The 19,691-nt window shown below is 73.3% G+C and carries 13 protein-coding genes; 2 read left to right on the top strand and 11 right to left on the bottom strand.

The genetic code is table 11. From position 1 onward, the window contains the following. Nucleotides 1-495: 495 nt before the first annotated feature. Both ACIRQ7_RS27170 and ahcY read right to left on the bottom strand, forming a co-directional pair. A complete protein-coding gene (locus ACIRQ7_RS27170) occupies nt 496-1,110 on the bottom strand; it encodes a hypothetical protein (RefSeq protein WP_403672973.1) in 615 nt (204 codons plus the stop codon). A 209-nt stretch (nt 1,111-1,319) separates the two neighbouring features. Further along, nucleotides 1,320-2,777, bottom strand: coding sequence for an adenosylhomocysteinase (gene ahcY / locus ACIRQ7_RS27165; RefSeq protein WP_401473165.1), 1,458 nt, complete (start codon nt 2,775-2,777; stop codon nt 1,320-1,322). Nucleotides 2,778-3,296: 519 nt separating this feature from the next. On the opposite strand from ahcY, the gene ACIRQ7_RS27160 reads away from it, so the two are divergent. Beyond that, entirely contained in the window at nt 3,297-5,345 is a 2,049-nt protein-coding gene (locus ACIRQ7_RS27160) for a fructose-specific PTS transporter subunit EIIC (RefSeq protein ID WP_404265306.1), read from the top strand. A 97-nt stretch (nt 5,346-5,442) separates the two neighbouring features. On the opposite strand, the gene ACIRQ7_RS27155 is transcribed toward ACIRQ7_RS27160, so the two are convergent. From ACIRQ7_RS27155 to ACIRQ7_RS27125, 7 genes are all read right to left on the bottom strand, one after another. Then, nucleotides 5,443-6,402: a cation diffusion facilitator family transporter gene (locus ACIRQ7_RS27155; RefSeq protein ID WP_404265279.1), complete on the bottom strand. Its 960-nt coding sequence runs from the start codon at nt 6,400-6,402 to the stop codon at nt 5,443-5,445. Between the two features lie 161 nt (nt 6,403-6,563). Beyond that, nucleotides 6,564-7,772, bottom strand: a complete 1,209-nt coding sequence (gene manA, locus ACIRQ7_RS27150; RefSeq protein ID WP_404265278.1) for a mannose-6-phosphate isomerase, class I — start codon at nt 7,770-7,772, stop codon at nt 6,564-6,566. Nucleotides 7,773-7,882: 110 nt separating this feature from the next. Next, complete coding sequence (locus ACIRQ7_RS27145; RefSeq protein WP_404265277.1) at nt 7,883-9,019, bottom strand: SIS domain-containing protein; 1,137 nt, start codon at nt 9,017-9,019, stop codon at nt 7,883-7,885. A 78-nt stretch (nt 9,020-9,097) separates the two neighbouring features. Beyond that, nucleotides 9,098-9,280 carry a Trm112 family protein gene (locus ACIRQ7_RS27140; RefSeq protein ID WP_401473153.1) on the bottom strand — a complete coding sequence of 61 codons (183 nt, stop codon included), beginning with the start codon at nt 9,278-9,280 and terminating at the stop codon, nt 9,098-9,100. Nucleotides 9,281-9,462: 182 nt separating this feature from the next. Continuing rightward, complete coding sequence (locus tag ACIRQ7_RS27135) at nt 9,463-10,821, bottom strand: phosphomannomutase/phosphoglucomutase (RefSeq protein ID WP_404265276.1); 1,359 nt, start codon at nt 10,819-10,821, stop codon at nt 9,463-9,465. Nucleotides 10,822-10,949: 128 nt separating this feature from the next. Continuing rightward, entirely contained in the window at nt 10,950-12,566 is a 1,617-nt protein-coding gene (locus ACIRQ7_RS27130; RefSeq protein WP_404265275.1) for an L-lactate permease, read from the bottom strand. A 187-nt stretch (nt 12,567-12,753) separates the two neighbouring features. Further along, entirely contained in the window at nt 12,754-13,203 is a 450-nt protein-coding gene (locus tag ACIRQ7_RS27125; RefSeq protein ID WP_404265274.1) for a DUF3499 domain-containing protein, read from the bottom strand. 259 nt (nt 13,204-13,462) lie between these two features. Here ACIRQ7_RS27125 and ACIRQ7_RS27120 point away from each other — a divergent pair, with 259 nt between their 5' ends. Next, nucleotides 13,463-13,945 carry a metallopeptidase family protein gene (locus tag ACIRQ7_RS27120; RefSeq protein WP_401473141.1) on the top strand — a complete coding sequence of 161 codons (483 nt, stop codon included), beginning with the start codon at nt 13,463-13,465 and terminating at the stop codon, nt 13,943-13,945. An 83-nt stretch (nt 13,946-14,028) separates the two neighbouring features. Here the strand turns inward: ACIRQ7_RS27120 and ACIRQ7_RS27115 are convergent, their stop codons facing one another. After that, nucleotides 14,029-15,645 carry a DUF5719 family protein gene (locus tag ACIRQ7_RS27115; protein ID WP_404265273.1) on the bottom strand — a complete coding sequence of 539 codons (1,617 nt, stop codon included), beginning with the start codon at nt 15,643-15,645 and terminating at the stop codon, nt 14,029-14,031. Further along, nucleotides 15,642-19,496 (bottom strand): glycosyltransferase, encoded by a 3,855-nt coding sequence (locus tag ACIRQ7_RS27110; protein WP_404265272.1) that lies wholly within the window; start codon nt 19,494-19,496, stop codon nt 15,642-15,644. The genes ACIRQ7_RS27115 and ACIRQ7_RS27110 overlap by 4 nt, the downstream gene beginning before the upstream one ends. Between the last annotated feature and the right edge of the window lie 195 nt (nt 19,497-19,691).

The raw sequence follows: 19,691 nt of genomic DNA, 5'->3' as shown, positions 1-19,691 counted from the left end.
GGACCCCCCGGTACGGCCCCTCCGGCCCTACGCACGCCCCCGACCGCCCACCGACCCACGACCCGTCACGACAACACCAAGACCCCCACACCACCTGGGCCGCGCAGGCACACCACCCCGGCCCGCACACCCCCCCGCCCTCACATGAGTGAGCAACGGGCCCGCACATGGCGAGCAACGGGGCGGAACGCGAGCGAGCAACGGGCCCGCACATGTGTGAACGCAGGCCCGGCGTACGTCTGTTGTGTCTTTGGACGGTCATGGGTACGGCGGGACGGGTGGCGACGGCGGACGGCCGGAGGGGGGCCGCCCCGGGGTGTCCCCGCAGCGACAGGTGCCAGACGCGGCCCCGTCTAATCCACGTACCCGAGGGCACATGCGTCGAGGAGACACCCCGGGGCGGCCCCCCTCCGGCCCCACCACCCACACACCGAACCCACCCCACCCACGGACAGGGCGCACGCCGACGGCAACCCGCAACCCCGCACCGAGCCGTCAGGTGAAGGTGGACGGCGGGGATTCGAGGGATTCGAGTTCGATGCCGGGGGCGGAGAGGACCACGTCGCCGGCGATGTGGACCGTGTGCTGTTCGCCGGTCTCCAGGTCGTTGACCTGGTACTCGTCTGCGATCAGAGGGCCGTTGTCAGTGGCGTGTGGTGTGCTTTTCAGCAGGGCCCAGGACTGATCGAGGGTGCGGGGGGCCAGGACGGGGGGCGTCAGGGCCACCAGGCGGGTGCGAACGGCTCCGGCACCGGGCGCGGGGCGCAGCAGGCGGGCGGTGGCGATGAGGAATGCGGGGGACGCGCCGGTGAAGGCGTGGGCGGGGACGTTGCCTTCGGTGGCGTGTTCGCCGGTCGGGTCGGTGCGTACCCAGGTGACGCCTTCGAGGGCGGCGCCGCGGACCTGCCAGGCCGAGGCGTGGATTTCGAGGCGGATGGGGCGGCCGAGTTCGTCGAGGGTCAGGTCGACGGAGCCGGCGTGGTCCCCGGCGGTGTTGGTGATCTGGGAGACGTAGCGCCAGCCGGAGGGGCCGGTGGCGCAGTGGAAGTGCTCTTCGCCGAGGGGGGTGTGGTCGTGCGGGTCGTGCAGGGAGTAGTGGCCTCGGGGCATAGGAGGGTGCAGTCCTTCGGGCGGGCCGGTGGGGGGCGTGTGCCTCGGGGGTGCACGGGGTGGTGCCGTGCGGGGGCTTTACGGGCCAGGCCCCCGCCCGTTGAAAGGGCGGGGGCCTGGCTCGTGGTTCACCGGCTACGGGTGGTGACCGGGTGCCGGCCTGTGTCGATCAAGGAGTGCTGATCGTGGGCCGGCGTCGATCGGGTCGGTCAGTAGCGGTAGTGGTCGGGCTTGTACGGGCCCTCGACCTGGACGCCGATGTAGGCGGCCTGCTCCGGGCGCAGCTCGGTGAGCTTGACGCCGAGGGCGTCGAGGTGGAGGCGGGCGACCTTCTCGTCGAGGTGCTTGGGGAGCACGTAGACGTCGGTCGGGTACTCCTCCGGCTTCGTGTACAGCTCGATCTGGGCCAGGGTCTGGTCCGCGAAGGAGTTGGACATGACGAAGGAGGGGTGACCGGTGGCGTTGCCGAGGTTGAGGAGGCGGCCCTCGGACAGCACGATCAGGACCTTGCCGTCCGGGTGGGTCCAGGTGTGGACCTGGGGCTTGACCTCGTCCTTGACGATGCCGTCGATCTTGGCGAAGCCGGCCATGTCGATCTCGTTGTCGAAGTGGCCGATGTTGCCGACGATGGCCTGGTGCTTCATCCGCGCCATGTGCGACGCGAGGATGATGTCCTTGTTGCCGGTCGTGGTGACGAAGATGTCGGCGGTCTCGACGACGTCTTCGAGCGTGGTGACCTGGTAGCCGTCCATCGCCGCCTGGAGGGCGCAGATGGGGTCGATCTCGGTGATGATCACGCGGGCGCCCTGGCCGCGCAGCGACTCCGCGCAGCCCTTGCCGACATCGCCGTAGCCGCAGACCACGGCGGTCTTGCCGCCGATGAGGACGTCGGTGGCGCGGTTGATGCCGTCGATCAGGGAGTGGCGGCAGCCGTACTTGTTGTCGAACTTCGACTTGGTGACGGCGTCGTTCACGTTGATCGCCGGGAAGAGGAGGTCGCCGTCGCGGTGCATCTCGTAGAGACGGTGCACGCCGGTGGTGGTCTCCTCGGTCACGCCGCGGATCTCGGAGGCGAGGCGGGTCCACTTCTGCGGGGCCTCGGCCAGCGTGCGGTTGAGGAGTTCGAGGATCGCGCGGTGCTCCTCGCTCTCGGCGGTGTCGACCGAGGGGGCCTTGCCGGCCTTCTCGTACTCCACGCCCTTGTGGACGAGGAGGGTGGCGTCACCACCGTCGTCGAGGATCATGTTCGGGCCGCCGGTGGGCGAGTTGGGCCACGTCAGGGCCTGCTCCGTGCACCACCAGTACTCCTCCAGGCTCTCGCCCTTCCAGGCGAAGACCGGGATGCCCTGGGGGCTGTCCGGGGTGCCGTTCGGGCCGACGGCGATGGCCGCGGCGGCGTGGTCCTGGGTGGAGAAGATGTTGCAGGAAGCCCAGCGGACCTCGGCGCCGAGGGCGACGAGGGTCTCGATCAGGACGGCGGTCTGCACGGTCATGTGCAGGGAGCCGGTGACCCGGGCGCCGGCCAGCGGCTGGGTGGCGGCGTACTCCTTGCGGATCGCCATCAGGCCGGGCATCTCGTGCTCGGCGAGGGTGATCTCCTTGCGCCCGAAGGCGGCGAGGGAGAGATCGGCGACCTTGAAGTCCTGGCCGGTGGCTGCTGTCGTCATACGGGCTGCTCCTCGAAGTCGAGGTGGATGGGGCTGGCTGGCAGTCTGCGGCGCGGCAGGCAGGAGCGTACGCGGAAGCGGACACACCTCTCCCCCTGACCGCAGCGCAGTCCGTCGGAGGCCCTCTCTCCCTCGGCCGGTCCGCGCTGCGGGCCGCCCGACCGCCATCAGCAGCGACGTCTGGCACTGGTCACGAATCTACACCGATCGGCCCAGCGACCCCAGCCCGCAGGGGCCTGTTCTGTGCGGTGCGGGGTGAGTGGGATGCGTCACGGGTTCCTGGGCCGCGCGCCTTCGCGCGGTGGGCGGGACCTGCTGTGCGGTGGGCGGGGGGCCTTGTGTGCAGGGCCGGGACCTCGGGCACTTTGCTGCGGCTGCCGCGTATTGCAGGATGCGTGGAGCGCGAGAACACTTGCACGGCTTCGCGCGCACGTTCGTTAGGAGAACCACGTGACCACCAGTCCAGCTGATCCCCCCACGGGCGCGGGGAGGGGCGGGCAGGGGCTGAAGCTGCTCGCAGTGACCGCCTGCCCGACCGGCATCGCCCACACCTACATGGCCGCGGAGAAGCTGACGCAGGCCGCGCAGTCCCTCGGCCATGAGATCAAGGTCGAGACCCAGGGCTCGATCGGGGCTGAGAACGTACTGTCTGACAACGATGTCAGAGACGCCGACGGCATCATCATCGCCGCCGACAAGGACGTCGACCGCAGCCGCTTCGTCGGCAAGAAGGTGCTGGCGGTCGGGGTCGCCGAGGGCATCCACCATCCCGAGCAGCTGATCGAGCGGGTGCACAGCGCGCCCGTGCACAGCGGGGACGGCGCGGCCGGGTCCGGGGCCGCGAGCGCGGGCGGGAGTGGTGGCGGCAAGGAGCGCAGCGTCGCCTACAAGGCGCTGATGAACGGCGTCAGTTACATGATTCCGTTCGTCGTGGTCGGCGGCCTGCTGATCGCGATCTCGCTGGCGATCGGCGGCCACGCCAACCCCTCGGGCGGTCTGGTGATCCCCGACGGTTCCTTCTGGAAGCACGTCAACGACATCGGGACCATCGGCTTCACACTGATGGTCCCGATCCTGTCCGGCTATATCGCGTACGCGATCGGGGACCGGCCGGCGCTGGTGCCCGGCATGATCGGCGGCTGGATCGCCAACACCGGCTCGCTGTACGACTCCAAGGCGGGCGCGGGCTTCATCGGCGCCATCGTCACCGGCTTCCTGGCCGGCTATCTGGTGCTGTGGATCAAGAAGGTCAAGGTCCCGAAGTTCGTCCAGCCGATCATGCCGATCATCGTGATCCCGATCGTGGCGACCACGGCGCTCGGGCTGTTCTTCATCTACGTCATCGGCAAGCCCATCTCGTGGGTGTTCACGCACCTGACCAGCTGGCTGGGCGGGATGACCGGATCGAGCGCGATTCTGCTCGGCGCGATACTCGGGCTGATGATCGCCTTCGACATGGGCGGTCCGGTCAACAAGACCGCGTTCCTCTTCGGCGCCGGGCTGATCGCTTCCGGCAACCAGACGGTCATGGGCATGTGCGCCGCCGCGATCCCGGTCATGCCGCTGGGGCAGGGGCTGGCGACGCTGATCCGGCGGCGGCTGTACGACGAGCAGGAGCGCGAGACCGGTATGGCGGCCCTGTTCATGGGGCTCTTCGGGATCTCGGAGGGCGCGATTCCGTTCGCCGCGGCGCGGCCCGCGCAGGTCATCCCGGCGAACATGCTCGGCGGCGCGGTGGCCGGTGCCCTCGCGGGCATGGCCGGGGTGTCGGACGCGGTGCCGCACGGCGGCCCGATCGTGGCGGTGCTCGGCGCGGTCGGCGGGGTGCCGACGTTCTTCCTCGCCGTCGCCATCGGGTCGGTCGTCACGGCGCTGGCGACGGTCACGCTGGTGGACATCTCGGAGCGGCGGAAGGCCGGGGTGGCCGCCGGGGAGGCGGCAGCCGGTCCGCTGGTGCGGGAGCCCGCGTTGGCGGGCGTCGGGGCAGGAGCCGGTGCGGCCGGTGCCGCCCCGAGTGGCCCGTCCGGGCCCGCACCCCGTACGGGGACGCCGGCGGAGGCGGAGGCTGAGGCCGCCGGCACCGCGCCCGCCACGGTCACCGCGACCGCCGGCGAGGTCCTCTCCGGTTACCTCACCGAGGGGACCGTGAAGACGCAGCTCGACGCCGGCGAGAAGGAGGCGGCCATCCGCGAGATGGCCGCACTCGCGTCCGCCACCGGCAAGGTGGCGGACGTGGACGAGCTGGTCCGGGTCGCTCTCGCGCGCGAGGCGCAGGGCACCACCGGGCTCGGTGAGGAGATCGCCATTCCGCATGCGAAGACGGATGCGGTGACGGCTCCCGTCGTCGGGTTCGCGCGCTCCGCCGAGGGCATCGACTGGGGCTCGCTGGACGGGACGCTCGCCAAGCTGGTCTTCATGATCTCGGTGCCGGAGGCGGCGGCCGGGGACGAGCATCTGCGCATCCTGGCGCTGCTGTCGCGGAAGTTGATGGACGCGGACTTCCGGGCGCGGCTGCAGAGTGCGCCGGACAAGGCGGCGATCCTGCGGGTGCTGAGCGAGATCGCGTAGGGCAGGGGCGGCTGAGTGGCGCCGTCCCCGCACGTGGCGAGGGGCCCCGCACCGTTCGGTGCGGGGCCCCTCGCCGTAGGTCGTGTCGGGCGGCGGCTCAGTGGCCGCCCGGGTCCTTCGCCGGGTCGTTGCCGGCGGCCGCGACGGCCTCGCGGTAGATGTCGGGTTCGAGGTAGATGACCCGGGCGATCGGCACCGCCTCGCGGATGCGCGCCTCGGCGGCGTTGATGGCGTCCGCGACCTGGGTGGCGGTGTCGTCGTGCTGTACGGCGATCTTGGCGGCGACCAGCAGTTCCTCGGGGCCGAGGTGCAGGGTGCGCATGTGGATGATGCGGGTGACGACATCGCCGTCGACGACCGCGGCACGGATCTTGGCGACCTGTTCGGGACCGGCGGCCTCGCCCAGCAGCAGCGACTTGGTCTCGGCGGCGAGGACCAGGGCGATCAGCACGAGCAGCGCGCCGATGCACATGGTGCCGATGCCGTCCCAGATGCCGTTCCCGGTGGCGAGGGTGAGGCCGACGCCGCAGAGCGCGAGGACCAGACCGACCAGCGCGCCGAAGTCCTCCAGGAGGACGACGGGGAGTTCGGGGGCCTTGGCGCGGCGCACGAACTGGGCCCAGGTCTGCTTGCCGCGCAGCTGGTTGGACTCGTTGATGGCCGTACGGAAGGAGAAGCCCTCGGCGATGATCGCGAAGACGAGGACGCCGACGGGCCAGATCCAGTTGTCGAGCGCGTGCGGGTCGTGGATCTTCTCGTAGCCCTCGTAGAGCGCGAAGACGCCGCCGATGGTGAACAGGACGATGGAGACCAGGAAGCCGTAGATGTACCGCTCGCGGCCGTAGCCGAAGGGGTGTTCCGCGGTCGCCGCGCGCTTGGCCTTCTTGCCGCCGAGGAGCAGCAGTCCCTGGTTGCCGGAGTCGGCGATGGAGTGCACGCCTTCGGCCAGCATCGAGGACGAGCCGCTGAAGGCGAAGGCCACGAACTTCGCTACGGCGATGGCCAGGTTGGCGCCCAGCGCCGCGACGATCGCCTTGGTGCCGCCTGATGCACTCATGAGTGCCGCATGTCCCTTCCGTCGACGGGGCTGCGTTACCGCTTTACCGCCCCTTTAATGCTGTGCGGCGGTCATTGTTGCAGCCCGCTCTCCCGGCGGGCCCATGAGGCCGCTTCCCGGCCGGTCCGGCGGGCCGGTGCGGGCCCCGCCGGGCGGCGGTCCTACGCCACGACCGTCGCGCGGAAGAGGGTGCCCTCGCCACTGACCGTGAGGTGTTCACCGGCCGGCGCGAAGGCGGACTCGCCGGGGCGGAGCGTCAGCTCGTCCGGCGCTCCTTCGCGGTCCGCGCCCCGCAGCCGCACCGTGCCCGCCGTGCACAGCAGCACCTGCGGTGTGCGGGTGTCGAGGGCGCGGGGTGCGGCGCCGGGGGCCACGGCGAAGCGGGAGAGCCGGAATTCGTCGATGGGGGTCTCGTAGACCTCCTCGCCGCCGTCCGCCTCGGGCCGCAGGACGCCGGGGTCGCCGGACGCGAAACGGACGATGCGCAGGAGTTCGGGGACGTCGACGTGCTTGGGGGTCAGCCCGCAGCGCAGCACGTTGTCGGAATTGGCCATCAGCTCGACGCCGAGGCCGTTGAGGTAGGCGTGCGGGATGCCGGCGCCGAGGAACAGGGCCTCGCCGGGCTGGAGTTGGACGTAGTTGAGCAGCATGGCGGCGATGACGCCGGGGTCGCCCGGGTAGTGGTGGGCGATGGCGGCGTACGCGGCGTAGGAGCCGGCGTGCTCGCCGCCCTGGGCGCCCAGCTTCTCGGCGGCCGCGGCGGCGTGCTCGACGGTGTCGGCCATCGCGTCGTGTTCGGCGGTCAGTACGGCGGTGAGGACCTCGCGCAGCGCGTCCTCCTCGGGGCTGGCGCGCAGGATGTCGACGTACGGCTTGAGGGCGTCGACGCCGAGGCCCTCCAGGAGGGCGGCGGCCTGTGCGGGGTGCCGGAAGCCGCAGAGGCCGTCGAAGGGGGTCAGCGCGCAGAGCAGCTCGGGCTTGTGGTTGGCGTCCTTGTAGTTGCGGTGCCCGGCGTCGATCGGGACGCCGCGCCGCTCCTCGTCGGCGAAGCCCTCGCGGGCCTGCGCCAGGTCGGGGTGGACCTGGAGGGAGAGCGGGGAGCCGGCCGCGAGCAGCTTGAGCAGGAAGGGCAGCCGGGGGCCGAAGGCGCGTACCGTGTCGGCGCCGAGTTCGGCCTCGGGGGCGGCGTCGATCACCTCGGCCAGGGAGACGGGGCCCGCGCCGCGGTCGATGCGGGACGGGGCGCCGGGGTGGGCGCCCATCCACATCTCGGCCTGCGGCGCGCCGGTCGCGTCGACGCCCAGGAGCTCCGGGATGGCGGTGGTGGAGCCCCAGGCGTAGGGGCGCACGGTATTGGCGAGGCGGTCCATGGGGTGTCCTGACGTTCGTACGTGCCTGCGGGGTGCTGCGGTGTGCGGGGCAGTGGCCCGCGGCGGCGCGTCAGCTGACGGAGCGGTGCCGCGGGGGCTGCCACCCCATGTCACTCGCGGTCGGCGAGCGCGAGGTAAACGGCGGCGAAATCCGTGATGGCGAGCAGCTCGGCGGCGGTCTCCAGATCGCTGCCGTCCTCCGGTTGGATCTCGCTGACGGCGGTCTCCCGCTCGTCGGCGAGTTCGTGGGCGGCGCGGGTGGCGGACAGCGGGCCCGGCTCCCCCTCGCGCAGCAGCACGATCCTGGCGTGCATCGCCGCGGGCTCCTCGACCCGGTCGCGGAAGAAGTCGTCCGGGTCGGATCCCGCGGCGAGCGCACCGGCGAGCAGGGCGTGGTGGGTGGTGAGCGCCTCGGGCAGCTCCGCGGCGAGGGCGGGGCGGCCGGCGAGCCCGGCCAGCTCGGCGGCGAAGTGCCGGCCGACGGCCCCGGCGACGGCGCCTTCCGTCCAGATCAGCGGCAGCGAGTCGGCGAGCTCGGCGGCGAGCGTCTTGGCGGGGTTGGTGTACGTGGCGATGGCCGGGCCGCAGCGTTCGGCGAGGGTGTCGAGGCGGTCGGCGAGGCGGGTGAGCGCTTCGGGCGGCGCGTCGAGCAGGCCGATCCGGTCGGCGAGCGCGAGGAGCGGGATGAGCAGCGACCAGAGGGTGCCGGGGGCGGCGGGCGGCGCGCCCTCCACGTCGAACTCCGCGTCGTACGGGGTGGTCGCCAGCGGGACGGCCAGGCCGCGGGCCTGGACGACGGCGTCGGCGAGCGGGCCGCCGGCCGGGGTGACGGCGACGACGGCGCAGCCGCGGCGGTAGGCCTGCTCGACCAGCTCGGCGAGGCCGGGGTCGGAGCCGTCGGGCCCGGCGAGCAGCAGCAGGTCCAGGGGGCCGGTCCAGCCGGGCAGCGTCCAGCGCAGGGCGCCGGGCAGCGGGGCGACGCCGGTGGGGGCGATGTGGGTGACGGGGCAGCTGCCGCCGCCGAGGGCCTGGAAGAGGTCGGCGACGCAGCCGGCGGCGGGGCCGGGGCCGGCGACGAGGACGGCGCGTGGCCGGCCGTCGGGGGTCAGGTCCGGGATGCCGGCTTCCGCGGCGCTGCGGGCGGCCGTACGGACCCGGGCGCCGGATTCGGCGACACCGCGCAGCAGTCCGTAGCGGTCGGCGCCGGCCAGCGCCTCGGGAGTGTCAAGGAGTGACTCGTCGAGCATGGTGGGCGCGGCCTCCGAATCGCCGGTGCGGGCGGGGAATCGCCGGACGGTGCCGGGGCGGGCCCCGGCGGTGCCCGGTCAGGCGGGGCGGCTGGCCTCGTCGACGAGGAGCACGGGGATGCCGTCCCGGACGGGGTAGGCGAGGCCGCAGTCCGCGGAGGTGCAGGCCAGGGTGGCGGGCTCGGCCGCTGTCCGGTCCTCCAGCGGGGCGTGGCACGCCGGGCAGGCGAGGATCTCGATCAGGCTGGCTTCGACCGGCATGGCGGCTGCTCCTTCGGGGTGGTTGCGGCGGTGCCAGCCTACCGCCGGAGGGAGTGGCGGTGCGTGTCCGGCGGCGGTTTTGCGGTGCCGGTCGGGGCGGGGAGGCGGGTGTCCGCCTCCCTTGCCCCGGGGGCGGGTGTCCCGCCCGCCCCCGGCCCTGCCGCGCCCGGTGGCCGTGGTGCTCAGCCCCGGATGATCGCCAGTGCCTCGTCGCGGACCCGGTCGGCGGTGGCGGCTTCCCGGGCCTCGACGTTCAGCCGCAGCAGCGGCTCGGTGTTCGAGGCGCGTACGTTGAACCACCAGTCGGCGGCGGTGACGGTCAGGCCGTCCAGCTCGTCGAGGGTCACGCCCTCGCGGCCCTCGTACGCGGCCTTGATCGCGGCGAGCCGGCCGGTCTGGTCGTCGACGGTGCTGTTGATCTCGCCGGACGCGGCGTAGCGGTCGTACTGCGCGACCAGCTCGGACAGCGGGCCCTGCTGGCCGCCGAGGGCCGCCAGGACGTGCATCGCGGCGAGCATGCCGGTGTCGGCGTTCCAGAAGTCGCGGAAGTAGTAGTGCGCGGAGTGCTCGCCGCCGAAGATCGCGCCGGTCTTGGCCATCTCCTCCTTGATGAAGGAGTGCCCCACGCGGGTACGGACCGCTTCGCCGCCCAGTTCGCCCACGACCTCGGGCACCGACCAGGAGGTGATCAGGTTGTGGATGACCGTGCCGCCGGGGTGCTTGGCGAGTTCGCGGGCGGCGACCAGGGCGGTGACCGCGGACGGTGAGACCGGGTCGCCCTTCTCGTCGACGACGAAGCAGCGGTCCGCGTCCCCGTCGAACGCCAGCCCCAGGTCGGCGCCCACCTCCCGGACCCGCGCCTGGAGGTCCACGATGTTCTTCGGGTCCAGCGGGTTGGCCTCGTGGTTCGGGAAGGAGCCGTCCAACTCGAAGTACATCGCGTCCAGTTCGAGGGGCAGCCCCTCGAAGACCGTCGGCACGGTGTGCCCGCCCATGCCGTTGCCCGCGTCCACCACGACCTTCAGCGGCCGGATGCCGGACAGGTCCACCAGGCCGCGCAGATGGCCGGCGTAGTCGCCGAGCACGTCGCGCCGGCCGACGGTGCCCGTGGTGCCGGCCGGCTCGGGTGCGCCGGTCGCGGACCAGCCCTCCACGAGCGTGCGGATCTCGGCGAGGCCGGTGTCCTGGCCGACGGGGGCGGCGCCCGCCCGGCACATCTTGATGCCGTTGTACTGCGCCGGGTTGTGCGAGGCGGTGAACATCGCGCCGGGCAGCCCCAGCGCACCGCTGGCGTAGTAGAGCTCGTCGGTGGAGCAGAGCCCGATCTCGGTGACGTCGGCGCCACGGGCCGCGGCACCGCGTCCGAAGGCCCGGGACAGGCCGGGGGAGGACGGCCGCATGTCGTGCCCGATCACGATCGCGTCCGCGTCGGTGACCTGGACGAAGGCCGCGCCGAACAGCTCGGCGAGGGTCTCGTCCCACTGGTCGGGGACCACACCGCGCACGTCGTACGCCTTCACGATCTGCGACAGATCAGTCACAGCCAGCCCTCCTGGAGTCGCTACGGATCACTCAACCTACCCGTAGGCCCTGTGGACGGGGCGGGCATCCGGCCGGTGCGTGCCACCGGTGTCCGGCCGGCCGGCGCCGGCCGGGTCCGGCGGCGGGCTCAGGGGAGCATCCAGCCCAGGACGGCGGTGCTCTGGGCGACCACGATCAGGCACATGACCAGCAGCAACGCCAGGCTCCACGGCAGCACCCTGCGCAGCAGGTCCCCCTCCCGTCCGGCGAGGCCGACGGCGGCGCAGGCGATCGTCAGATTCTGCGGCGAGATCATCTTGCCGAGCACGCCGCCGGAGCTGTTGGCGGCGGCGAGGAGTTCGGGCGACAGGCCCGACTGCTGTGCCGCGGTGACCTGGAGGGCGCCGAACAGGGCGTTTGCGGAGGTGTCCGAGCCGGAGACGGCGACCCCGAACCAGCCCAGCACGGGCGAGAGGAAGGCCAGCCCCGCGCCGGCCGCCGCGACGAAGTGGCCGATGGTGGCGGCCTGTCCGGAGAGGTTCATGACGTAGGCGAGGGCCAGTACCGAGGTGACGGTGAGGATGGCGTGCCGCAACTCGCGTACCGTCGCGGCCCATTCCCGCACCGCGGTGCCGGCACCCACACCGAGGACGACGGCGGTGACGATGCCGGCCAGCAGCACCAGGGTGCCGCCGGTCGCGATCAGCGGCAGCGAGAACACATTGCCGCCGACGGGCTTGCCGTCGGGGCCCGCAACGGCCAGGAACGGCCAGTCGAACACCTGGGTCGCCTTCGCCAACAGGTCCCTGACCGGCGGGATCTGGGCGATCGAGAAGATCACGACGATCAGCGCGTAAGGGGCGTAGGCACGGACGGTCTCGCGGCGCCCGTCGGCCGCGTCCAGGTCCTGGCTGCGGACGCCGGTGAGCACCGCGGAGCGCACCTCCTCGGCAGCGGGCCTGCGGGCACTGGGCACGGCGACCAGCGCGGCGGCGCCCGCCAGCGCCGCCCCGATGTCGGCGAGCTGGGCCGAGACGAAGTTGGAGGCCGCGAACTGGACGGCGGCGAAGGCGAATCCGCAGGAGAGCGCGGGCAGCCAGGTCTCGCGCAGGCCGCGCCGCCCGTCCACGAGGACGACCAGCAGCAGCGGCACGACGAGCGCGAGCAGCGGGGTCTGCCGCCCCACCACGGAGGCGACGTCGTCCAGCGGCAGCCCGGTGACCTGGGCGAGGGTGACGACGGGGGTGCCCATGGCGCCGAAGGCGACCGGTGCGGTGTTGGCGACCAGGGCGACGACGGCGGCCTTGACCGGGTCGAAGCCGAGCGCGACCAGCATCACGGCGCTGATGGCAACGGGCGCCCCGAATCCGGCCAGTGCTTCGAGCAGCGCGCCGAAGCAGAAGGCGATCACCAGGGCCTGGATGCGGGGGTCGTCGGAGAGCCGGGAGAAGGAGCGGCGGAGCACGTCGAAGTGATGGGTGCGGACCGTCATGCGGTACACCCACAGGGCGTTGACGACGATCCACAGGATCGGGAAGAGGCCGAAAACAGCGCCCTGCACGGCGCTGGACAGTGCCTGTCCGACCGGCATCCCGTAACCGAACCAGGCGACGGCGAACGCGACGGCGAGGCCGATGAGTCCGGCGAAGTGGGCGCGCATCCGCACCGCGCCGAGCAGGACGAGGACGGTGACCAGCGGAAGTGCGGCGACGAGGGCGGAGAGGGCGAGGGAATCGGCTACGGGCTCCAACTGCTGGACGAACATGCGGCCTCCCGGCGTGGGCGGCTCCCCTGAATTCCGCTGGACGGAAGAGGCGGATCATGCGGGAGTGGACGCATGGTCGTGTCCAAGCCAAGTCGGCGTCAATGGTTCTGTCAGCAACTCCTGGAGGAACTGCCCCGGCAACTCCCGCCGTCCCGAACGAAGATCGAGTCCAGGGGACCAGGAGCGCTCAGGAGTCGGGAGAGCGCAGCACCCGCAGATGGCCGCGGCGGGCCACCTCCATCGGCTGGGAGTCGCGGCGGCCGGGCCCGGTGGTCTGCGGTCCGCCGCCGGCGGCGCGCTCCTGCGGCCTGGCGGCCTCCCGCACGGCGTTGGCGAGGGCTTCGAGATCGTCGCCGCTGGGGCGGGCCGGTCCGGTGTCGATCGCGAGGCGGACGACTTCCCAACCACGGGGGGCCGTCAGGCGCTCGGAGTGCTCGGCGCACAGGTCGTAGCAGTGCGGTTCAGCGTAAGTGGCGAGCGGTCCGAGCACGGCGGTCGAATCCGCATAGACGTACGTCAGCGTTGCGACGGCGGGGCGGCCGCACGCAGTGCGCGAACAGCGACGTACAGGGCTCACGACGTTGGACGGTACCGCACTCTTGAGCGGGCCGCGACGACTCTCCCCCGGCTCACCCAACCGTGTCGTCCCGCTTCGTCCGATGCGTCTGACCTGCACCCGCTCGACCTGGCCTGCGGCGGACACGGCAGGGCGGACGGCGCGGGACGATGAATCCCGACACCACTCGATACATTTCATGTCATTCCGCAGAGCCTTCGCGATCGGATACCGGAAGCCGAACGTACGCAAGGCGCAGCGGACCGGTCACTCGATGACATGGCGCCTGTTGCCGCGCACTGCCCTGCCGGGCGCGTCCGGAGAGCTACGCTCGATCCTGATGGACACACCCGCACCTCCCCCGGCTGCCGCTGAGGGGAGCCCCAGCCAGGCGGAGCCACGGCTCCGGCGCCGCGACCGGCACGGCCGCGGCATGCGCGGCCCGATCGCGCCTCCGCAGGTGCCGCTGTCCGTGACCCGCGCCGACGCCTTCGTCGATCTCGTCTACGACTCCCGGGACCGTCTGGAGCGGCGCTGGCCGCAGCTCCAGGAGGTCGACTTCATGATCGTCGAGGTGCCCGGATTCGGTCCGGACGAGGCGGCCGACGCCGATACGGACGACGAGACCGTGCCGCTGGGCCGGGTCCTGCCGGCCGGGGGCGGATATCGCGACCGGATCGTGATCTACCGCAGGCCCGTCGAGATCCGCACCAAGAGCCGTGACGAGCGCGCGCTGCTGGTCCACGAAGTGGTCGTCGAGCAGGTCGCCGACCTCCTGGGCCTGGCCCCGGAGTCGGTGGACCCGCGATACGGCCAGGACTGACGGGCGCAAGGCCGGAAGGACGCAAGGCCGGAAGGCCGGAAGGACCTGTCCGGTCCGGCGGCCCTCCGGCCCGTGGCCCCGGTTCAGTCCGTCAGCAGGGACAGGTCCTGGCCCGCCGTCGGGACGACGACCGAACCGCGGTCGTCCGGCAGGGTCTGCACGGTGAAGGCCGGCAGCCCGCCCTGCGGCTGTGCCAGGGTGCGCGCCGCGTAGACCGGCCCGCTGCCCGCCGCGGGCTCGACGGTCAGCGCGTAGGAGCCCTTCAGGCCCTGGGGGCGCGGCGGTTGGACGGCGAGCGTGGTGCCGCCCTTGACCGTGTACGTCTTCGACGCCGGGGTGCCGCCGCCGGTCCCCGCCGAGGCGGTGACCTTGACCTTCGCGTCCTTGCCCTTCTCGGGCGCCACGAGCGAGAGGGTGCTGCCCTTCGCGCGGTTGTCGGCGACCGTGGCGCGCTTCTCGACCGGCCGGGTCCCCGGGATGAACGCCATCTCCTGCTTGGCGCCCTTGCCGCGGATGACCCGCAGCGCCACCGCGACCGGGGCCTTGGAACCGCCGTCGGCGGGCGTCAGCACCAGCGAGCCGGCCTCACCCTGGGTGATGTCCTTCAGGTCGACCGCGGTGGTCATTCCGCTCTTCACGTGCAGCGTCTCCAGCCCGGCCGGGGTGATCGGACCGGTCGGGGTGGCCAGCTGCACCGTGAAGTCGGCGTCGGACTCGCCGGGCGCGACGGCCACCAGGCGCACGGAGGTGGCGTCCGCCGGGATGCCGGGCAGCACCACCCGCGACGACGGGTCGGCGGAGGCCGGCAGCCAGTCGCTGCCGTGTGCGGCGTCGGTGGCCTGGACGGCGGCGCCGACCCGGCCCTCCCGCGCGACGACGTGCAGCGCCGCGTTGGTGGCCGGGGCGCCGGTGAGGGTGGAGAGCAGCACCGGGACCGTGGTGTGCGGCGGCACCGAGATGTCCTCGCCGGCCGATCCCGTCAACGGGCCGTCCTTGCCGTGCAGTTCGAGGTCGACAACGGCCGGGGTCGAGTCGGGGTTGGTCAGGTGGACGTAGTCCTGGCGGTCCTTGTCGGTGCTCACGCCGGGGAACCAGAACGTGGTGTCGGGAGTGGTGCAGCTCAGCCCGAGCAGGCCGCGGCCGGCGCCGGCGGCGACGGAGGTGGTCTGCTGGACGCTCCAGCCGGGCGCGAGGGTGCCGTCGGCGGCGCCGACCAGGGCGGGGGCGTCGGCGCTGTCGGTCGTGGCGCCGACCGGCTTGCCGGCCGCCTTGAGGGGCACGACGGGCTTCTTGTCCCGCGGCGGAACGACCCGCCGCGCGTCCGGGTCCGCGCCCTTGTCCTCCGCGCCCTTCCCCTTGCCCTTGCCGTTCTTACCGCCCTTGCCGCCCTTGTCACCCTTGTCGCTCTTGCCGCTGCCGCCGCCCTCCTCGACCGTGCCGGCGGGCAGCAGCTGCGCGGTGCCCTTCTTGGTGTCCGCACCGGCCGCGGCGCCGGGGGGCGCGAAGGCGGTGTACGCCGTCTCCCCGACCTCCGAGGACGTCGGGGCCGGGCAGAGCAGCGCGGAGCGCTGAACGGGCAGCCGGGTGCCGCTGCCGGACGCCTGCCGGGCCTCGCCGCCCGGGGCCACCACCGCGGCGACACCGGTGACGGCGGCGAGCGCGACGCCCGCGCCGATGAGGGACATCATGGTGCGCTTCACTGCTGGTCGCTCCCGTCACGGCGCGGCTCGGGGTAGGAGCCGGGGTGGTACGTCGGGCCGTCGTCGTAGGGCTGCTGCTGCGGCAGGCCGTCGTCGTACGGCTGCTGCGCCGGGTCGTACGGCGGCTGCCGGCCGTCGAATCCCTGCTGCGGGTCGTATCCGGGCTGCTGCCCGTACCCGTACGGGTCGTACTGCCCCGCCTGATAGGGATCGACCGGATACGGGTCGGGCTGGTACGGGTCCGCCGACGGGTAGGGCTGCTGCCCGTACGGGTCGTACTGCCCGGCCTGATAGGGGTCGGCGGGGGCGTAGGGCTGCTGTCCGGCGTCGACCGGCACGCCATCCGGCTGCACCGCGCCGCCCTGCTCCTGCGCCGCCTGCCACTCCTCGTAGGACGGCTGCTGCGGGACCGCTCCGTACGGGGCGTCCGGCATGCCGCCGTCCTGGCCGGGGACCGCCTCGGCCATCGGGGCGGCGGACGGCGGCTGCGGGAGGTCCTCCGCGCCGGGCGCCGGGCCGGCGGCGCCGGCGGCTTCCGCCTGGGCGCGCAGCCGGCGGGCACGCCGGCCGTCGCCGGTGGCCGCCGCGGCCTGTGCGGCGGCGGCCGCCCCGTCCTCCTCGGGCAGGTCGTCGTCGATCTCCCGGCGGCGGCCCGGAAGGGCCATCACCACCAGCACGGTCGCGAGCAGCCCCTGCGCCCACAGCCAGACGGTGTGGCCGATGGGGTCGTCGTGGGTGAGGTCCAGCTTGCCGCCGCCGGCGGGCAGTTCGAAGCCCTGGGCCCAGCCGTCGAGCGTGACGGGCTTGAGCGCGGTGCCGTTCAGCGTGGCCTGCCAGCCGTCGTCGGCGGCGTCCGCGACGCGCAGCACCCGCCCGCCGGCGCCGTCGGGCACCTCGGTGTGGGCCTCGACCGGCCCGGCGGGTACGGCGACGGGAGCTGCGGCCTCGCCGGCGCTGGTGCCGTCCTTGGCCTCGCCCGCGACGATCGAGATCCGCGAGACGCGCCGGTCGACCCGCCACAGGGCGCTGCCGTCCTCCTGGCTGAGCCGGGTCAGGCCGGGGGTGGAGTCCAGCACCCGGCCCATCTCGCGCGGTGCGCCGTCCCGGACCAGGACGTAGCGGACGGCGTAGCCGCCGAGCTGGTTGGTCTGGTCGGCGCCAGAGCCCGCGACGAGGTTGGCGACGATGCCGCCGAGGCGGGTGTCCTCGCCGGCTTCGGCGGCCAGGTCGGCGTCGCCGAGGCGGGCGCCGGAGCCGCGGACCAGGGTGTAGTCGACGTGGCCGGTGGTGCCGTCCAGGACCAGGGTGCGGGCCCGGTCGGCGGTGCCGGACTCCTCGGCGACGAACGCCGGGACCTGCACCGGTTCGCGCCGCTCCAGCGGTCCGGCGGCACCGGTGATCATCCAGCTGACCGCGGCGTAGAGCGGCGCGAGCAGCGAGGCCACCGCGATGAGCCCGGCGACCGGCTGCTTCCAGCCGAAGCCGAGGGTCGCCATCCGGGTGCGGATGCCCTCGGCGCCGACCGCGGCGGCGCACAGCAGCGCCAGGCCGTAGACGAGCATCGCGGGGCCGGTCCAGCCGGCGGCGTTGCCCAGCGCGGCGAACAGCAGCCCGGCCACCGCCACCGCCCAGGCGGTACGGATCGCGGTCTGGCGCGCGTCGCGCAGCGTCGCGGCCAGCGCGGCCAGCACGACGCCGATCAGCAGCACCCCGCCGGCGGCCTTGGGCCCGCCGGGGCTGAGCCCGATCAGGTCCAGTACGGAGGCGGAGCCGGCGCCGTAGTCGAGTCCGGCCTCCTGGAAGAAGCGGGACGGCTGGGTCAGCAGCGACAGCGACCAGGGGGCGAGCACGACGAGCGGCGCGACGGCAACGGCCAGGAAGCGCAGCCCGTAGCCCATGAGCAGATCGCGGTTGCCGTCCAGGAAGCGCAGCACCAGCAGGCCGATGCCGAGCAGCACCGCGATCGGCCAGACGACGGGCGTGAAGGCCATGGTGAAGGTGACCAGGAGCGCGTACGCCCAGGCGGCGCGCCAACTGGGCCGGGCGCCGGGCGCCAGCCGCAGGCCGCTCGCGGCGATGGCGGCGCGCGCCATCAGCGGCAGCAGGATGGCGAGCACCGCGGTGCCCAGCCGGCCGCCCGCCAGCGCGCCGGTGGCCGCGGGCAGGAAGGCGTACGCGATGCTGCCCCACGCGCGCAGCAGCCGGGAGGCGACCAGCGGGCGGGAGGCGAAGTAGGCGGTCAGTCCGGCGAGCGGGACGGAGCAGACCAGCAGCAGGGTGACGGCGAAGCCGGTACTGCCGAAGAAGAGGGTGGAGACGGCGGCGAGGACCGCCAGGTAGGGCGGCGCGGACGCGGTGCCGCCGACGCCGACCGCGTGCCAGCTGTCGAGATACGCCGACCACAGGTCGGACACGCTCGCGGGCGCCGGCAGCATCGCGCCGCCGGTCAGCGCGCCGGAGCCGAGCAGCCCGCGGCAGGCGATCAGGGAGACCAGCAGCAGCACGACGAAGAGCACCGGGGCGGGTCTGCGGGCGATCCGCTTGAGCCGGGCGAACTGCTCGACCTCCAGGAAGTCGGCGTCGTCGCCGCCGGGGCCGGACTCGACGGCGCCGTGCCGGCCGGCCGAGGCGACGTCCGGTGCGGCGCGCCCGCCGAGGTTGCCGGCGACCTGCTCGACGGTGGCGCGTACGGTCGCGCCGGGCGGCGGGAAGAGCGGCCGCAGCTCGCTCGCCTCGACGGCGGGGCGGCCTCTGCGTTTGCGTGCGGCGAGGATCTTGCCGGGGCGCAGCAGGGTGCCGAAGAGCCCGGCGAGTTCGTCGAGGGCCTGGCCGGGGACCTTGCCCACGAGGTAGGCGAGGACCCGCAGGAAGGTGCCGAACAGCAGCCGCAGCAGGACGTACGGGAGCAGCGCGCCGCGGGTGTTGGCGAGCAGGGTGTAGACGGCGCCGGCCTTGTCGACGCGGTGCGGGTTGGCGACGAAACGGCCGACGCAGTCGATGGGGCGGCGTTCGCGGGCGGAGGCCTCGGCGTGCCGCAGGACCGCTTCCGGCGCGATGAGCACCTGGTGGCCGGCGGCCTGGGCGCGCCAGCACAGGTCGACGTCGTCGCGCATCAGCGGCAGCCGGCGGTCGAAGCCGCCCAACTCCTCGTAGACGTCGCGGCGGATGAGCATGCCGGCGGTGGACACCGACAGCACGGGGCGTACCTGGTCGTGCTGGCCCTGGTCCTGTTCGCGGCGGTCCAGGCCGGTCCAACGGCGGCCGCTGCGAGCGATGGTGACACCCGCTTCGAGCAACTGGCGGCGGTCGTACCAGCTGCGCAGCTTGGCGCCGACGATGACCGCCCGGGGGCTGGCGTCGGCGACCCGCAGCAGTTCGGCGAGCGCGTCCGGCTCGGGTGCGCAGTCGTCGTGCAGCAGCCACAGCCACTGGACGGGTTCGCCGTGCGGGAGTTCCGGCATGTCGTAGGCGTCGTCGCGCCAGGTGCGGGAGACGGGGTCCCAGCCGCTGGGCCGCCGCAGGTAGGGCAGGTCGTCGGGGGTGAGGACGCCGGCGGTACGGACGGCCTCGTCGACGGCGGTGCCGAATCCGGAGCGACGGGCGAGGTGCAGCACCCGCTGGTCACCGATGGCCTCGGCCAGCAGCTGCGCGGAGTCGTCCGCGCTGCCGGTGTCGGCGCCGACCACGTTCTGCACCGGACGCTCCTGGCCGAGCAGGCCGGTGAGCGCCTCGGGCAGCCAGCGGGCGCCGTCGTGCGAGACGATCACGGCGGTGACGACATGCCGCGGGAACTCTGGGGTGGCGGCGGTATATGAGGCGGCCTGAGCCGCCGACTGGCTGTGCACGGACATCGAGGTACGGGCCCTCCGGACCCGGGAGTTCGGGGCCCGCGGCGAAGTCGCTCAAGGCCCCCGCCCCCGGAAGACACTGCGACGGACTACGAGGGACGCGCGCGCCCCCACACACAGCGGCGTCGGCACGTCTCGGACGGGGCCCCACACTAATGGTTCGCACCGGGACGCCGTCCGGCTCCGTCCGGGTCGGTG

Source organism: Streptomyces sp. NPDC101393, assembly GCF_044767385.1.
Taxonomy (GTDB): Bacteria; Actinomycetota; Actinomycetes; order Streptomycetales; family Streptomycetaceae; genus Streptomyces.
Note: the sequence above shows the minus strand (reverse complement) of the source record. Positions and strands in the feature narration are given on the sequence as shown.

Coding starts and splice junctions, on each gene's coding strand:
- ACIRQ7_RS27140 (WP_401473153.1), bottom strand. CDS start 9,280: ATGCCGGTCGAAGCCAGCCTGATCGAGATCCTCGCCTGCCCGGCGTGC.
- ACIRQ7_RS27170 (WP_403672973.1), bottom strand. CDS start 1,110: ATGCCCCGAGGCCACTACTCCCTGCACGACCCGCACGACCACACCCCC.
- ACIRQ7_RS27130 (WP_404265275.1), bottom strand. CDS start 12,566: ATGTTCGTCCAGCAGTTGGAGCCCGTAGCCGATTCCCTCGCCCTCTCC.
- ACIRQ7_RS27120 (WP_401473141.1), top strand. CDS start 13,463: ATGGACACACCCGCACCTCCCCCGGCTGCCGCTGAGGGGAGCCCCAGC.
- ACIRQ7_RS27110 (WP_404265272.1), bottom strand. CDS start 19,496: ATGTCCGTGCACAGCCAGTCGGCGGCTCAGGCCGCCTCATATACCGCC.
- manA (WP_404265278.1), bottom strand. CDS start 7,772: ATGGACCGCCTCGCCAATACCGTGCGCCCCTACGCCTGGGGCTCCACC.
- ahcY (WP_401473165.1), bottom strand. CDS start 2,777: ATGACGACAGCAGCCACCGGCCAGGACTTCAAGGTCGCCGATCTCTCC.
- ACIRQ7_RS27145 (WP_404265277.1), bottom strand. CDS start 9,019: ATGCTCGACGAGTCACTCCTTGACACTCCCGAGGCGCTGGCCGGCGCC.
- ACIRQ7_RS27155 (WP_404265279.1), bottom strand. CDS start 6,402: ATGAGTGCATCAGGCGGCACCAAGGCGATCGTCGCGGCGCTGGGCGCC.